Genomic DNA, 16674 nt, shown 5'->3' with positions numbered 1-16674 from the left:
ACGCCCATTTGATTTGCGTATTCGGTCTGAGATAGAAGATCAGAGTCATACCCTTGAATTAATGCCAATTTGCTATCCTTAGTAAATTTAGTCATAAAACAACTGCACCTCCAACTGTTAGATGTGTCTAACAATTGGGGTGCAGTTCACCTTCATGGTCCGGCTTGTTTTCGTTTCTTTTTTATGGTGTCATCCGTTCCGAAATCCGCTTGGCCATCCACTCGTTTACGCCCCACAGATCAGTAACGGGAGCTTCTGTGAAGGGCAGCGTATGCATGTAACCGGAATTGGCAGGACCGAATTCAGGCGTCATGCTGGTATAGCCAAACCCTTGCTCCCTCCGGTATTGGACAATTCGATTCCACCACGTTTCAAATGCGGCCAGTTCCCGGCTATATTCGGGCGCTCCGGGATGGGGAACCTGCGGGCCCTGAGCGTAACCTACGCGGGCGTGAATATGGACGGAGCGGCGAATAGCGACTTCCATGTCTTCCGCATAGTCCTCCAGCATGGACTCCGTCACACAGCACCAGTGGCTGAAGTCAGCCGTAATGCTCAGCTCCGGGAACTCCTCAAGCAGGGTGCGTGTCGTCCATGGTGTGAACATCGCCCGCGATCGGTGGGTTTCATGGCCGATGGTAATGCCGACCTCTTGCTCAATCTTCAACGCGGCTTCGAAAAACTCCAACTGGTCCTCTATCTTCATGCCATCCCGAGCACTATGGGACACGATCAGTTTCGGATCGAAATCGGCAGCCCGGCGTACCTGCTCGGCGAAGGTTTCTTGATGGGGAACGGAAGTGACCACCTGGGCAATATAGTGAAGCTGCAGCTCAGCAAGCAGGTCTTTGAATTCATGTTCCAATTCCCGAGGAGGCAGCGGGGCTTCAATCCCCGTGTAACCGGCCTGTGCAGCCCGCGTCAATTGGTCCCTGTAGCTTCCTTCCATGCCCCATAGGGCTTTATACAGCTGAATATTCAATTCGCGAACGCTCCTTTTTCCCCTTCAGATTATTCGTTGACGAATTTCGTTCCGGCTATGTTCTTACCTCGGGCCAGCCACACTTTAAAGCCCGGGTTCTTATCCGGATAGACCAGCGCTTCCGTCGAGAAATACCGCATGGTGTAGCCGCAGCGACGGTACGGGCTAGTATTCGGCTCAGCGCCATGAATGATCCGCGAATCGTGAAGCGAGCATTCTCCCGCTTCCAACTCGAAGTAAACCGCTTGAGACTCATCGACGGAACCGCTCTTGATTTGGGTGTCGAATAAATTGCTTGCCCGATCTACTTCCTCATAATCCGAGAAACCACTATCGTGCGTACCCGGAATGACACGCATGCATCCGTTTTCCTTCCAGCTGCGGTCGATCGCCAGCCATACGGTGATAATCTTGTCGAAGCTGCTTAATCTGCCGTTCCAGTAGGCCGAATCTTCATGCCATGGCGTTGCACGTCCCACATGCGGATCTTTACAGATAAAGTGGCTGGACCACAACCCGATATTCGGGCCGATGATCGGTTCAACCAGATCCAGTACCTCATCGGATAACAGAAAGTCGAGCAGCCTTTCGTCACGGAAATGCGGCGTATCCAGCTCGTCGGATAATTTGCTGCCCTTCTCCTCCAGCTGCTCTTCAAAGATGGATGTCAGAACCTGCATTTTTTCGGTACTAAAGAGCGGCTTCTTGTACAGGTAGTACCCATGTTCCTTATAAAACTCAACCTCCTGCTGCGAAAGGGCTTGCGTTGTCATCATCATAACCTCCAGTCAAGGATAAATGCTGCATATCTTCGGCTTTCTCTGCCTTGTTGCGGTACTGGCGGGGGGACATTCCCTTTCGCTGACGAAACAACCTTTCAAAATGCCCCAATGTATTAAAGCCGGAAGCGTAACAAATTTCGGTAACGGGCAGCGAGGATGCCTGAAGCAGCGATTCGGCGAATTGCATTCTGACGTTTTGCAGATAACGTTGAAAAGACTGCCCCACGGATTTTGAGAAGCACTCGCTGAAATAAGTAGCCGAGTATTGGGCCTGGCTAGCTGCATCTTCCAATCTCAAATCCTCACGGAAATGATGATGAATATAGATTAGGGCCCTTTGCAGGTTTAAGTTGAGCTGCCGATCTCTCGTCCCGTTCGCGGGCAGGAGGCGATTTGCGGCGCTGCCACGATACAGATCCACCAACAGCCGCTGAAGCGTAGCCCGGATCGCGATCTCGCTGCCTTCCCGCCAGACTCCGTTCTCCTCCTTCATCCGTTCATAGTCGGCGAACACCCCCGGGAGCCGCTTCTCCTCAAGCTGTGCTTGCAGCAGAAGTTTCCCGCCGAATAACCAATGGTAGACGTTATCATCCATCATAGCTTCGGTGAAGATGAGATTATATATTTCAAGTGGTTCCTCTTCCAAGGAAACCAGCTCATGAAAATCGGCTGGCGTCAGCAAGAAGATGGTCCCGGAAGAGAGCGGATACGAGGAACCGTTGAGCCTGTGCTCGCCTTTTCCGGAAACCACATAACTCAGCTCGTAAAATTCATGCCAGTGCAGCTGGATTCTCCCCGGATGAACGCCGTGAAATACTTGAACAGGCGCGTGGGGCTGTAATCGGTACTCTTCATTGGTTAGCCTGGGAGGCTGCTTGGTTTCCACTTGAGACGCTCCTTTTCGCTTTCGAATTCACATTAACTTCCTCACTGATAAGCTGATCAGGCTAGAATCCGCTCCGAGCGATGTCCTGCCGGTGCGATTCGGCCAGCCGAGCAAAGTACCGAATGGCAAAATCCCGAAACAGCACCGCCGTATGCATGAGGTATCGGTCCTTGGGCCAAGACAAGGAGATGGAGCGTTTGCACCAGCTTTCTTCGAGCCGGAGCTGGACGACATCAGGTCCGGTTGACCCGCCCCATGTCACCACCGGCAGGAAGGCGACGCCCTGACCTGCTCGAATGAGACCGCGGACGGTGGCGGGATCATCGCTCTCGAATCGGATACGGGGAGTAAACCCGGCAAGACGGCAGAACGCATCGGTTGTTTCCCGCAGCGATTTACCCGGAGGCAGGGTAATGAAGCTCTCTTCCTTGAGCTCCTGCAAGCTGACATGGTTCCGATCCGCGAGCGGGTGCTCGGCGGGAACGGCAACCACGATCTCCTCTTCGAGCAAGCAGACCGACGCGGTTCCCTTTGGTGGTGTTGCGCCATCGGATAGGCACAGATCGAAGCTCGGCATATCTTCGAATGACGAAACATGCTGCTGCAATTGAAACTCTGCATGCGGCCATTCTTTGCGAAAATCGGCCAGTAGATCCGGCAGTAAATGTGAGGAGACGCGAACATCAAGCGTGATAACGGCGGAGACGCAGCCATTAGCATCCTGCAGCTGCAGCTTTCCGTCTTCCAGAGCTTGCAGCGCGATATCCACTTGGCGAAGAAACAGCTTGCCGTGCTCGTTCAGCCGTATCGTTTTATGCTCCCGTTCGAACAGCTTGGTTCCCAGCTCGGCTTCAAGCGACGCGATCATTTTGCTTAATGCCGGCTGTGATATATGCAGGCTATGGGCTGCCTTTGTCATATGCTGCATTCGGGCGGCAGTCTGAAAATATTTTAATTGCAACAGTTCCATACTGATCCCCACTTTCTACAATACATAACTCCCAAGTTATAATTAATATAATCTAATATATATTAGGGCTCATTAAACAAACAAGATATAATAATCTCATCTTGTAAGGATAGGAGACGATCGACTTGATCGTACAGACATTATCAGGAACAGTTGAAGGCGAAAATTTAAACGGTGCGTATGTATTCAGGGGCATCCCCTATGCGACCCCGCCAGTCGGCAAGCGCAGATTCAAGCCTCCGCTCCCTCCGCAACCCTGGCCGGGCGTGAGGCAGTGCAAGCCATTCGGACCTATCGCACCGCAGAAGCATAATCCGCAAAGCGGCATGCCGGAGCTTGTACAGTCCGAAGATTGCCTAAACTTGAATGTGTGGACACCAGCCGCAGGCGATAAGTTAAAGCCTGTCATGGTCTATATCCATGGCGGGGGATTCATATCGGGCAATGGAGCGGAGTGCGACGGATTTCGCTATGCAGCCGAGGATGGAATCGTCTACGTATCGATCAATTATCGGCTCGGCGCATTAGGTTTCTTGTATTTGGGAGACCTGCTGGGCAAAGAATATGCAACCTCCGGTAACAATGGCATGCTGGATATTGCGGCCGCCCTCCAATGGGTTCAGTTGAATATTACCGCTTTCGGCGGGGACCCGTCGCGCGTAACCGTCATCGGCAATTCTGCCGGGGCTAAATGCACGGCCGCACTTTACGTGATGGAAGCGGCACAGGGCTTATTTCACCGGGCTATAGCCCAAAGCGGCGCAACGCAGTCGATACGGGATTGCCAAACCGCCAATGTCACGACTCTCCGGCTGCTAGAAGAGCTGGGATTATCTCAAGCGCAAGCGCATCAGCTGCTTGAACTTCCTACGGAGAAAATAATCGAAGCGCAATCGGCGATCGGCTCCGATACCTCGCGCAGCCTGCATATGTTCGGCCCGGTATCCGATGGCCATGTTATCCCCGTAGATCCCCTGGCGAGCCTAACCGGCAGCATCGGTCTGCCACCGCTGCTGATCGGCACGAACGAGGATGAAGCAGCCATCTTCATTCAGGATGATCCCGTGCTCCAATCACCGGCTTTCGAGACGCTCGAACGATTCTTCGGAGCGAATGCCGCTGTCGTGTGGGATGCTTATGGTCGTTATAACCAATCGATGTCATCGTGTGATGCTTGGAACAAAGCGCTAACCGAGCATCTATATACGATTGGAGCGATGCAGTTCGCAGAAGCCGTGGCATCATCCGGAACATCGGTATGGATGTATCGGCTTCAATGCGGCGGCACACTCGGCGCGATACACGGTTATGAAGGCAGTCTCATCCATGCGGCGTTACCCCACAATCCTATGTCCGAAATGCCCAGCAATGAGGATCCATATGCCGTAGCAGCTGAGAGTTATGCACTGGCAAACGCCATGAGGGAAGCATGGGTTGCATTTATACAAAGCGGAGATCCGAATATCCATGCGCTGCCGGCTTGGCCCGTCTATGGAAGCGGGCACGCCACCATGGTTCTGGACAAGATTTGCTGCGTTCGCGATGACCTGCCGGTTCCGGCCGGGATCAGCGTTCCTCATCAGGTTTGGAGGATAGTCTGATGCAGTTGGTCGATATTGCCCTCGCTATGGTGCTGCTCGGACTCCTTCTCGGTTTTGTGGGCGCAGGGGGCTCAGGTTTCATTATATCCATCCTAACCGTCGTATTCGGTTATCCCATTCATACCGCGCTGGGTACCGCACTGGCGGCGATGTTCTTCTCGTCTCTTTCCGGTTCTGTCAGCCATTACCGAGAAGGGAACATGGCACTGAAGACAGGGGGCGTCGTCGGCTTGGCCGGTGCGGCAGGGGCATGGGTCAGCTCGGGCTGGTCCTCGCTTATTCCCGAGGATAAGCTGGGCTTCATGACATCCGGTATGCTGTTCGCCTCTGGACTAGCCTTATGGTTCAGGATGCTGTACGTCTCACGTCGCACGGAGGCTTCCGGGAACCCGGTGCCACCCGTCGTCCATGACTTCCGATACTGGCTGCAGGCGCTGCTAATCGGACTCATCACCGGCGCCTTATCGGGGCTGTTCGGAATCGGCTCCACCCCGTTCATCCAGTTAGGGCTTATGCTGATCCTCGGCATGTCGATGCGTATTGCCGCCGGCACGACCATGCTGGTCATTATGCCAATCGCACTGGCAGGAGGAGCCGGGTACTTCTCGATCGGGTACCTGGATGTTCAACTGCTCACCGCTGTTGTGATCGGTACGATGTCCGGCTCGTATGTGGGGGCAAAGTTTACGAAGCGGGTACCCGTTGTCTGGCTGAAAACCTGCATGGTCCTCACCCCAATGATGGGTGCCGCCATTCTATTGCTGTAGAGTTTGCCCGACCCGTCGGGGAGTTGATAAGCAAACTTGATCTCTAAGTGAATTGCTGCGCAATCCCCCATTCATGACCTGACGAGCGTTTCCAGCGAACACATTCGTTTTATCCGTCTTCGCCGATCATTTGCAGCTCAATTTGTTTCATTTCATAAAAATATCCCTGCTGCTCCATCAGCTCTGAATACGTGCCCGCTTCAATAACCCTGCCATGGTCCATGACCAGAATCCGGTCCATCTCTTCCAAGCCGGTCAACCGATGGCAAATCAGAACAAGCGTATCGTTAACCGCTTGCGCCAGCAGATGCCGAAAAACACGCTGCTCCGTAACGTAATCCAGCGAAGACGTCGGTTCGTCCAGCAGCCATAACCGTCCTTCTCGGAGCATCGCCCGGGCCAAGGCTAAGCGCTGCTTCTCTCCCTCCGACAAGTTCTCCCCCTTTTCATACACCCTATCGTCCAGGGACTTGTTCGGCAGCTGCACTTTATCCAGTATATCCGACAACGCTTGATCGGAACGATGTTCCTCGTTCAGCAGCAGGTTGTCCCGAATGGTGCCCCGAAAGAAATGACTATGCTGCAGCACAACCTTTGAGGCTTGCCAAATGCTCGCTTCATCCAGTTCCATAACCGAAGTATCATTTAAACGAATCTGGCCGTCTGTCGGCGTGCGCAGCTTGAGCAGCAATTCGATGAGGGTTGTTTTCCCTGATCCGCTCGGACCGACAATGGCGGTTTTAGATCCCGGTGGTAAGTAGAGGGATATGTCTTTCAGCGCTGGGCGCCATTCATCTTCATATTGAAAGGAAACACCGCTCAGCTCAATGGAAACGGCTTTCTCGATAGGCAGGACACCGCTTGGCTGCGGCGGCAGCTTATCTGCGGCGTGAACCGTTTCCGCAAGCCGAGCTGCCGCATGTTCGCTATCCAGCTTATAAGCAGGCAATGTGGCCATTGGCGCAGCTTCTTCAAACACCGTAAGCGAAGCCATGACCAGCATGGCTAGAAATACGCCGGCAAGCGAGCCATCCATAATTAAATAGGCGCCAAGAATCAGTACGCCCCACGAAATCAGATATGTTACAAAAACATGCAGCGATTGCCCGCACAGCAGATGCCGGGCTGCCGTTTGCTGTTCCGCTGCCAATGCGGCGGAGGCACGCTGCAGCTGCCGCTCCCGCTTATTCATTTGCCCGTATACTTTCAAATCGCGGAATCCGTATAGCAGCTCGGTCACTTCTGTGGAAAGCGCCGCTCGTTCTTGGCGCACGCGGCCATGTATCCTTCTCTGTCCAAGGAGAACAAGTCCGGGAACCACAAAAGCCGTTGCCAGCATCCCGAGCACAAACAAACAGGCAATCCAGAATGAAAAGGCGGACGTAAACAAAACCGTAGCCAGAAACACCATAACAACAATGACAGGCGGATAGGCGACGCGCAAAAAGTAATGCTGTAAACTCTCCACATCCCCAACGATCCGTGCGAGCAGCTCTCCGCTCCGCTTTTTACCCAATATCCCCGGCGTCAAAGGAACCAGCTTGGCAAAAAAGGATGTCCGCAAACGGCTGAGCAGAGAGAATGTCGCCCGATGGGAATACAAGCGTTCCGCGTAGCGGCTTGCCGCCCGCAGCAGACCCAGTATTTTTACCAGAGACGTCAGCACAATCAAGGTATAAAGCGGCGGAGCAAATACAGTCTGGGAGATCACATACCCGCTTGCAGCAAAAAGGCATACACCTGCAATGCCGGCAACGAATCCTCCGAGGATGGCGATGGCAATATCCTTCCGTTCCTGAATCATCGCCTTGGTTAAAATAGCCAGCTCATTCATGCGAGTCCCCCTTTCCGCTGCGCATCCACCAGGTCAGCATATTGGGGCAGACGCGCTAGCAGCTCATCGTGGCGCCCGCTGTCCAGCAGCTCTCCGTTGTCCATAAACAATATCCGATCGGCATGCCGTATCGTGTACAAGCGGTGCGCCACAGTAATCATGGTCGCCTTGCTTGCAAGCTCGGCAATGGACCGCTGCAGAACACGTTCGGTGTGCAGGTCCAATCCGACGGTGGGCTCATCAAACAATATAACAGAAGGCCGCTTCAAAAAAGCGCGGGCCAGCGCCAGCCTTTGCTTCTCTCCGCCTGACAATCCCCGGCCCCCTTCGCCGACAAAGGTGTCATAGCCCTGCTCCAACGCGGCTGCAACCGCAGCAAGTCCGGCGGCCTCCGCCGCCTGCACGACTTCTTCCCTGGTGACGTCCCTACCGGCGCCAATCGTAATATTGTCGGCAAACGTGCCGGCAAAAATATACGGATGCTGGGTAATGTAGCTCACATGTTCAAACCATGAAGCTTCATCGTATTTTGTGAGCGGACGTCCATTCACCAGCACTTCTCCCGACGTTGGCGCAAGCAGCCCGGCCATGAGATGCAGCATAGTGGTTTTGCCGGATCCGCTTTTACCGACGATGGCGATTTGCTCCCCTGGCCCAAACGACATGGAGCCGGCAGCAAGCTCGAACGAATCCGTTGCATACCGAAACCGGACATCCCTCAGTTCGATGGTTGGCGGCATCCGAATCAAACCCAAATCGGCTGTCCCAGACTTATCCGCCATATCCATCGGATCGACCTGGTGTGTTCTGTCCTTTTTCCCGGCCTCCTCTTGCCCATCTGTCACTGCTCCTGCTTCCCTTGTTTCCGTAAGCATCTCCTCTACTTTTCGGACAGCCCCCATGCTGGTACGACCGCTGTGAAAGGCAGTTCCGGTGTTTTTTAACAGGCTGTAAAACTCGGGCACCAGCAGCAGGATCAAAAAGGCGGTGTGGAAGGAAAGCGACTTGAAAACCAGCAGCTGCAGCGCCAGCTCAAGCGCGACAACGCCAATGCTAAGCATGACGATGGATTCCAGCATGAAGGTGTTGGTAAACGCAATCCGTAAAATGCCCATCGTTGCATCCCGGTAGCCAAGGCTGCTGCGTTCAATTTCCTGCTGCTGATGATTCGTTCGTCCAAACAGCTTGAGCGAAACCAGCCCTTGAAGAGAGTCGAGAAACGTACCGGAAAACTCGGCCAGCTGTGCGAATTTCTCCTCTGATTTGTTCTTCGTTTTCAGACCCACAAGCACCATAAATATCGGGATAAAGGGAGCGGTAAGCAGCATAATCAAGCCGGAGTTCATATGCTCCGTAAAAACAACCACCAGAATCAGGAGAGGAATGATGGCGGCTTCTATCATACGCGGCATATATTGGCTGAAATAACTGTCCGCCTCGTCCACGGCATCCAGTGCTACACTGACTTTTCCGCCCGTTTGTCCACGAAGCGTTGAAGCTACGGAAGCGTTAGCCAGCCTACGCAGCACCGCTGCTCGCATCTCCGTCTTGGCGCTGGCAGCCATGTTCAAGCCGATGACCCCGTTTCCATAAGACAGCAGCGTCCGCGCAGCCATCACGGCCAGCAATGCGCCAAGTATGGCAGCTACCGACGAAAAGGAAGCCCGCTGCACAAAAATCCGCTGAACCGCTTCGGCGAGCAGTGCGGCCTGGCCTGTCATGGCAGCACCGAGCGCAAGCGACATGAACCCCAAGAGTATCAGCCGTTTCCTTTGTGCGGACATTTGCTGGGATAACAGACTGGTTTTCCCCTTCAAAATAAACTCCCCTCCTTTTCACTAAACCGATGCAAGCACCCCTACATGAAGATACCCAAGCCCCGATTATTTTTTGCCTTTTACATAATCCGCATCAAACAGAAAGAGCCTGAAGACCAGTATAAGGGACGGAATCAGCAGGCATAGGCCGCCGATAAAGGCTGCCACAAGCGCAGCGCCCATCGACTCATGCGTGGCCCCGCTCTGAATGGTAATGTAAGGATCCAGAATATAAGGATACTGCCCGATGCCGTATGCAAAAAATGCACAGAAAAATTGCAGCATGACACAAATAAAAGCCAGTCCGTAGCGGCGTCCTTTGTAGAGCAGCCATATGGCTGCCATGAAAAAACCGACGGAAAGCGCCAGCAGCCACCATAAATCCATCATGTTTTGATAATGCCGCTCATTATGCTGACTGAGGAAAATAAATGCCGTGAGCGCGGCAATAATGGTGGGCGTACTCCAAAACAGTGCATATGTGCGCACCAGCTTTAGCGCTGGCTGATCGTCCGCCCGGGAGGCGTAGAAGGCCAGGAACGATCCGCTTATGAACAGCACCGATACGATGGCCAATGCAACGATGCTCCACGACAACGGACTGGTTATGAGCGTCCAATATTCCAAAGAAACAGCCCCGCCTCTATCCACAATAAAACCGCCTTCGGAAAGCGTTAATGCGACCGACAAGGAAGCCGGAATCAGCAAACCTGTGGCCCCGTATAAAAACAGATACACGATGTTTTCTTTGGAGCCGTAATTTTCAAACGCGTAAAAGGAGCCGCGGATCGCCAGCAGAATAATGGCGATGCTTCCCGGTATAAGCAGCGCAGAACCATAATAATAGGCCGTGTCCGGGAAAAACCCGACGATGCCGATAAAGAAAAAGACAAAAAACACATTGGTAATTTCCCAGACCGGCGATAAATAACGGGATATCAATCGATTGATCAGGTGGTCCTGCTTCGTCAGACGGGCATAAAAGGCAAAAAAACCAGCGCCGAAATCAATGGAGGCTATAATTAAATAACCGTATAAAAACAGCCAAAGGACGGAGATGCCTATCAACTCGTAATCGATCATACCGGCTCACCCTTTCCCGTGGAGCGTTTCTCTTTCACAATCTCGTCCAGCTCGGCTTCCGCCGGTTTATTACGGAACAACCGTCTCAGTACAAAGACACACATGGTCCCCAGCGCAATATACAGCAGCAGGAAGAGGAAAAAGAGAATCCTCACATTCGGTGAAGTCGTAGCTGCCTCCTCTACGCGCATATATCCGCGGATTATCCACGGCTGCCGCCCGAGCTCCGCATAGAACCAGCCCATTTCAACGCCCAAAAATGCAAGGGGCGCACTAAAAACAATGGCCCGAAGCAGCCACTTGTTGAGCTCATTGCGTCTATTCCAGAACAAAAACAGGAAATACAGGACCGCAACGGCCAACAGAACAAAACCGATCCCGGCCATGAAATCAAACAAATAGTGGACAAGCAGCGGCGGCCTTTCATCCAGCGGAAACTCCTCCAGCCCTTTTACCTCGGCATCAAAGTCTCCAAAGGCCAGGAAGCTGAGCGCTTTCGGAATATGAATGGCTCCCATGACCTTCTGCTCCGCATTAAGCCAGCCCAATAATATTAAATCCGCACCGCTTTCCGTTTCAAAATGCCATTCTGCAGCGGCCAGCTTCTCTGGTTGATGCTCTGCCAGAAACTTGGCCGACATATCCCCGGCTAAGGTTGTCAGCATGCTGAACACCAGAACAACCCCCATCATAAGTTTCAATGCTTTTTTGTAATATGCCGAGGCCCCTTTTCTCAGAATAACGTAGGCTGCGATACCCGCCAGCAGGGCAGCGCCCGTTAAATAGGCCGAGGTTAGTACATGGAATACTTTTGAAGGCGTCGCCGTATTCATCATCGCTTGCAGCGGGTTAACCGCCGTAAAGTGGCCTGCCTCCATGACAAAGCCTCCAGGCTGATTCATGAATCCGTTCACCGTCGTAATAAAAATTGCGGACATGCCTGCCCCGGCAACAATCGGAATCGTCAGCAGCCAATGAGTATACGGATTGCGGAACCGATCCCAGGTGTACATATAAATCCCCAGGAATATGGCTTCAAAAAAGAATGCAAAAACCTCCATAAATAACGGGAGCGCGATGACATTTCCCGCCACTTGCATAAAGTTCGGCCATACAAGCGCAAGCAGCAGGGAAATCGCTGTTCCAGTCACCACGCCAACCGCCACCGAAATAACGAATCCTCTCGTCCACCTTTTGGCCATGAGCATGTAATGGGGATCCTTCTTACGTATACCAACGAATTCGGCAATGGCAATCATTAACGGAACACCGACGCCGACCGTGGCAAAAATGACATGAAACGCCAAGGTTAGCCCCGTCAGCCATTTGCTCCACAGCACCGTATCTATAACCACGAGATCCTGCCTCCTTTCAAACCCTGTTCATTCGTTTGTCGGGATTAACCCTAATAAGTACATACCCGATATTTAAACGTTATTATAACGAAGGAATATCACAAATGAATCACGAAAGCCTCTCGTTCAATAAACAATCGAATCTTTCCGACAACTCGGTGAAAATCAAGAAAATCACTCCATCGAGTCATTGTTCTATTAACCGATGTATGGTATTTGAAGCTGCTGGGGCGTAAGCGGGACTACGGCTTGCGAATGCATTATTGTCGTCGTCAACCATTCATGCTCATCTATTTATACAGTCGATACAAAAGAAAAGTCCCCGTTAATTCGGGGACCAGGCACTCTTCGTTATTCCTATATAAGGATGTATTGCTGTTTATTCAGGCGTGTCTTGCAGGTCTAACCGTAGAGTCTCTCACGATGAGCTCAGGGTCAATTCGAACATTGCCCCCGCGTTCCATCGTTCCATCCATGCGCTTCAGCAGCATATCCGCTGCGGCAAGCCCAATCCGGTCAGCAGGCTGCCGGACCGTTGTCAAATGGGGGCGCAGCTTGGATGAGATATACTGATCGTCATAACCGACAATGGCTACCTGTTCCGGGACCCGGATGCCTTCTTCCAAAAGAGCGTTCAGGACCCCGAGCGCGATATTGTCGTCGCCTGCGAATACGGCGGTAGGAAGTCGTCCTTCCCGCAGCCATTTGCGGCAGACATCATAGCCAAAGTCGATTTCGAAATCGCCCTTAATCATTTCGAACGGTGCCAGGCACTTTTCCTCAAGCGCCTGCAAAAAGCCGCTGCGACGTTCTCTCGTGCTGCGGAACATATCCTGCCCGCTGATATGCGCAATGGAGGTATGGCCGAGATCGAGCAGGTGCTTCGTTGCGTTATAGCCGCCTTTGTAGTTGTCTATGGTGACGGAATAAGCGTCATTATCCGGCTTCTGGTTGTCTATCAGGACATAAGGGATATTTCGGCGTTTCATTTCCACGATATAGTTGTCTTCTTCTAGCGGCGAGAGCAGTATCAGTCCGTCCACGCGGTCTTCCTGAATCAAATAATGGGCCTCGTCGGAGCCTATACCCGTAGAGACCGAAATGGCCAGGAAATAACCGTGCAGTGCCAGCACCTCATTCAGCTCCTTGACCACAGCGTCGAAGAAAGAGTCCTGAAGGGTAGTTACGATTAACCCAACGATTCCTGTCTTACCCCGTGCTAAACTCCGAGCAGCGGCATTGGGACGGTAATCAAGCTCCTTGATGGCTTCCAGAACCTTTAGTCTGTTCTTCTCCCGAACGGATTCGGCACCGTTTAAGACACGTGAAACCGTCACGACGGACAGTCCTGATTTTTTTGCTACGTCAAATATACTAACCTTCATTGTTTATACTCCTTGCGACATATTTTCCGTACGTTTACATTGACTTAACACTAGTATACATGTACGGAGCCTGGCCGCGAAGCTAATATAACAAAAGCACCGCCCCTTTCGGGACGGTGCGATAGATTGCATTAACGTTTGATAATTTCCATGACTTTTTACTGAGTCGTCGGCATCACTTTTTGACAGCGCCATCTACAACTCCTTCTTATACTTTATTCCTTTAAACAATGGCCCGCGCCCTCTACGATGGGCATAGATACAGATTCGGCATGCTCCCTGTTTTACAATTAAAAAACCTTCCAATGATCGAATGACGATTATTGGAAGGTTTGCATTTCCCCGAAGACCACAACCCTGCGGCTATCTATTTGCGAACGACCGTATAGCCTTTATCCTGCAGCAGCTTCACGATGCCATGCTCACCCAGATAGTGGGCTGCGCCAACCACGATGAAGTACTCTTCATTTTTGCCGTTTTTCAGGTATCCGTCGATTTTCTCGGCCATTCCGACGTTTCGGTCAATCAGCATCGCTTTATTGTATTCCTCGTCAACGGCCATACTGTTGGTGAACTCCAGCAGCTCCTCATCATTGCCCGACTTCCACATATCACCTAATTGCTCGACACTGTCATCCAGTACATCGAAATTGTCCAAGACGATGTTGAGATTCTTCTCCTGCAACTCTTTGGAGAAGCCGTTAAACATGCCCAGCTGCAATTCGTAAGATTCCAGCTCGATGACCGGAATTTTGCGCTCGATCGCTTTCTGAACGAAATACAGATCGATTCCTGCCGCGGCTTCGTATCCAGCTTTCACTGCTTTCAAGCTGCTGATCGTGGATTCCGCTACCCAAGGCTTGAATGCATCTAAGGCATTCGGCTGCATGCCGCTCTCCGTCAGGATTTTGCCGAGTTTGGCGTACGTCTCGCTGGACACATGATCCTTGAGCGTTGTTCCATCTTTATACATCCCCATATCCATGATCAGCTGCTGCTGAGCTTTGTCAGCTGCTTTGCTGACATCAACCTCGACACCGAGATAGTCCGCTTCGGCAAAGGCTTCCTCAAACTCCGGACGTAGCGGGTAAAAGCTGTCATCCGCGATGTGCATGGAGCCTACCAGATAAACGGTATTCCCGTTGCTCTCCACTTCCCACATGAAGCCGCGGCCACCTGTTTGAGCGACCTCCGTTACTTTGGAAACCAGCACAACGGTGCGTGTTTTCGCATCCCAGCTAACCTTATAACCCGCAGCGTCCCCAACAACCCGAATTGGCGCATACGTTACGCCATTGATTCGTTTCAGTTTGCTTTTCAGCGTAATGGTTTTGCCGTCCACAACCACGCGGATCGTGTCATCTGCAGCATCCGTCAGTTTCACATCCATCGCCTGGAGCGTTGTTCTGAGCGGAACGAGCGTTGTGCCCTTATCAATAACCGGTGTGCCAAGCGAGTATTTAACCACTTCGTTATCCACTTTTACTGCTGGCTGCTGTGGAGCAGCCATGGCAGGCACTGCCGAAGCAAGCAAACCTACCGAAATCGTGAGGGACAATATCATTTTTTTCCAATTTTTCATTTATGTAATCTCCTTTATGTTGGTGTAATCGGGTGCGATTCAGAATAGCCGTGCACCTTGCTATTTATTTTATGGGGTTATGTTCGCCATACCGCTGTCGGTATGGCGCCCCCCTATATCTTCTACTTCTTTGCACCAGCAGCCCATAAGCCTGCTACAGCGATCACGGCAACTGCTCCCATTAATCCTTCTTGCATGGCATCCTTTAGCGCAGAATCTTATCTGTGAGTAATATCTACAAATGAGACTTTAAAACGCTGATAAGAAGCAATTTTATAGCTACTACTGAGATTTTCATTATCTACCATTGAGACTTTCTGTAATTACCATGTTTTCTAATGAGAATAACATTATATTGCTGTATTTATAGAAAAGGTAACCGACAAAAAGAACTGGCTGCCTTCAAAAGGTTATATTGACCTGTCGTGTTACGTTAGTTTAAGATTTTGTTTTCTACATATAACCTCATAAATTCATCTGCAAATTTCCTTACAAAGTCTCGGTCAAGTGCAGTAGCTAAAGTCTCATCATTATTTCTAGCATTTTTACTCCAATTATATGAACCATGCATTACAAACTCAAAATCAATTATACAGAATTTATCATGAAGTCTATTTTTACCTGCTAATGGAACCTTCACAGTTTCAAAATCACTTTCCAATCTAGTCATCAAGAATCTATTTGTCTCTTCATCTGAAGTAATAATTCGAATTTGAACACCAGCTTTTTTTCTTAATATTAACTCTTCATATATCTCAATATCAGTAAACCATGCTACAGCAATCCAAATCGTATATTTTGCATTTCGAATACCTTGAATGATTGTATCTTTTATATCATCAAAGACAGCATCGTGTTCAATAGTATCTACATTATCAAGTTCAACAGGTTTTGGCTTTATATTTAATCCCCAAAATGAATATTCTGGCGTTTCTATATATACTATTGCCGCTAACTTTTCAAATTCATTTTTTAACATTTTTGCCATTTTAAACATAGGAACTGGTACTCTTAAATCTAAAAACTCCTTACGTTGATTAGAGACCTTCGTGTAATCACTTGTTTTACGATACTTGATCATGGAGTGTCTTAAAATACCAAGTAGTTCATCTTTATTTTTATATGCATCATCATATTTCACTGTCTCTATCATTGTTTTCAAAAATATTTGTTCGTCCATATTGTCCCCTTTTCTTTATCTGACTTGTTATATTTTAACACAAATCTTTGATCAAAACTGCCCATTAGCTTAAAGAAAAAGCAACCGATCGAATCGAACGGTTGCCTCCTTATCTTATTCAACTATCGTTTCCCGTTAGCTTAATAATCACTCGGTAGTTATCTATAATTCAAATCTTTGTTTAATGATATTCGCGACTTCCTCTGGACTTAAGGCTGAATTATTTATTTTAATGTAATTCTCCCTTTTGATTTCACCAACATGAGAATTCAACCTATTAGTTGCCATCTTATTTATAAGATCACGTTCAGAGAAATCGATATTCCTTTTAGTAGGTTTGTGTTTAAGTCTGTGAGGATTTTTGTTACGCTCTAGTCTAATTTCCAAGTCTGCTTCTAGTTCAACAAAACAAACTATCCCGCCCTTTGATTCGAATATCTGACAAACTTC

13 protein-coding genes and 1 pseudogene are annotated in these 16674 nt (G+C 50.4%); 2 read left to right on the top strand and 12 right to left on the bottom strand.

What is annotated here, in order from left to right; genetic code table 11:
- Nucleotides 1–181 precede the first annotated feature (181 nt).
- The 4 genes from ACPV3A_RS36870 to ACPV3A_RS36855 form a co-directional block, all read right to left on the bottom strand.
- The gene (locus tag ACPV3A_RS36870; RefSeq protein WP_426204837.1) at nt 182–982 is read right to left on the bottom strand and encodes a sugar phosphate isomerase/epimerase family protein; all 801 of its coding nucleotides are present in this window, start codon (nt 980–982) and stop codon (nt 182–184) included.
- 29 nt (nt 983–1011) lie between these two features.
- On the bottom strand, nt 1012–1758 hold the full coding sequence (locus ACPV3A_RS36865) for a phytanoyl-CoA dioxygenase family protein (RefSeq protein WP_426204835.1): 747 nt from the start codon (nt 1756–1758) through the stop codon (nt 1012–1014).
- Nucleotides 1721–2650: an AraC family transcriptional regulator gene (locus tag ACPV3A_RS36860; RefSeq protein WP_426204833.1), complete on the bottom strand. Its 930-nt coding sequence runs from the start codon at nt 2648–2650 to the stop codon at nt 1721–1723. Before ACPV3A_RS36860 ends, ACPV3A_RS36865 begins: the two co-directional genes overlap by 38 nt.
- Before the next feature lie 61 nt (nt 2651–2711).
- The gene (locus tag ACPV3A_RS36855; RefSeq protein ID WP_426204831.1) at nt 2712–3620 is read right to left on the bottom strand and encodes a LysR family transcriptional regulator; all 909 of its coding nucleotides are present in this window, start codon (nt 3618–3620) and stop codon (nt 2712–2714) included.
- 125 nt (nt 3621–3745) lie between these two features.
- Here ACPV3A_RS36855 and ACPV3A_RS36850 point away from each other — a divergent pair, with 125 nt between their 5' ends.
- Together ACPV3A_RS36850 and ACPV3A_RS36845 are read left to right on the top strand one after the other, a co-directional pair.
- Nucleotides 3746–5221 carry a carboxylesterase/lipase family protein gene (locus ACPV3A_RS36850; protein WP_426204829.1) on the top strand — a complete coding sequence of 492 codons (1476 nt, stop codon included), beginning with the start codon at nt 3746–3748 and terminating at the stop codon, nt 5219–5221.
- Nucleotides 5221–5988 (top strand): sulfite exporter TauE/SafE family protein, encoded by a 768-nt coding sequence (locus ACPV3A_RS36845; RefSeq protein ID WP_426204828.1) that lies wholly within the window; start codon nt 5221–5223, stop codon nt 5986–5988. Before ACPV3A_RS36850 ends, ACPV3A_RS36845 begins: the two co-directional genes overlap by 1 nt.
- A 109-nt stretch (nt 5989–6097) precedes the next feature.
- On the opposite strand, the gene cydC is transcribed toward ACPV3A_RS36845, so the two are convergent.
- The 8 genes and pseudogenes from cydC to ACPV3A_RS36805 all read right to left on the bottom strand — a co-directional run.
- Nucleotides 6098–7822 carry a thiol reductant ABC exporter subunit CydC gene (gene cydC, locus ACPV3A_RS36840; protein ID WP_426204826.1) on the bottom strand — a complete coding sequence of 575 codons (1725 nt, stop codon included), beginning with the start codon at nt 7820–7822 and terminating at the stop codon, nt 6098–6100.
- Nucleotides 7819–9639, bottom strand: coding sequence for a thiol reductant ABC exporter subunit CydD (gene cydD, locus ACPV3A_RS36835; RefSeq protein WP_426204824.1), 1821 nt, complete (start codon nt 9637–9639; stop codon nt 7819–7821). Before cydD ends, cydC begins: the two co-directional genes overlap by 4 nt.
- A gap of 66 nt (nt 9640–9705) precedes the next feature.
- Nucleotides 9706–10722, bottom strand: a complete 1017-nt coding sequence (locus ACPV3A_RS36830) for a cytochrome d ubiquinol oxidase subunit II (protein WP_426204822.1) — start codon at nt 10720–10722, stop codon at nt 9706–9708.
- Entirely contained in the window at nt 10719–12077 is a 1359-nt protein-coding gene (locus tag ACPV3A_RS36825; RefSeq protein ID WP_426204820.1) for a cytochrome ubiquinol oxidase subunit I, read from the bottom strand. Before ACPV3A_RS36825 ends, ACPV3A_RS36830 begins: the two co-directional genes overlap by 4 nt.
- Before the next feature lie 383 nt (nt 12078–12460).
- Nucleotides 12461–13462 carry a LacI family DNA-binding transcriptional regulator gene (locus ACPV3A_RS36820; RefSeq protein ID WP_426204818.1) on the bottom strand — a complete coding sequence of 334 codons (1002 nt, stop codon included), beginning with the start codon at nt 13460–13462 and terminating at the stop codon, nt 12461–12463.
- Between the two features lie 367 nt (nt 13463–13829).
- On the bottom strand, nt 13830–15044 hold the full coding sequence (locus ACPV3A_RS36815) for a TraB/GumN family protein (protein WP_426204817.1): 1215 nt from the start codon (nt 15042–15044) through the stop codon (nt 13830–13832).
- A gap of 433 nt (nt 15045–15477) precedes the next feature.
- Entirely contained in the window at nt 15478–16224 is a 747-nt protein-coding gene (locus tag ACPV3A_RS36810; RefSeq protein WP_426204815.1) for a phospholipase D-like domain-containing protein, read from the bottom strand.
- A 162-nt stretch (nt 16225–16386) separates the two neighbouring features.
- Nucleotides 16387–16674 (bottom strand): annotated as a pseudogene (locus ACPV3A_RS36805) (shikimate kinase); the annotation flags it as partial.

Origin of the sequence: Paenibacillus sp. Dod16 (assembly GCF_049893405.1) — a bacterium.
Classification (GTDB): domain Bacteria; phylum Bacillota; class Bacilli; order Paenibacillales; family Paenibacillaceae; genus Paenibacillus_AQ.
The sequence above is the reverse complement of the archived record's forward strand: the minus strand, read 5'-3'. Positions and strand labels throughout refer to the sequence as shown.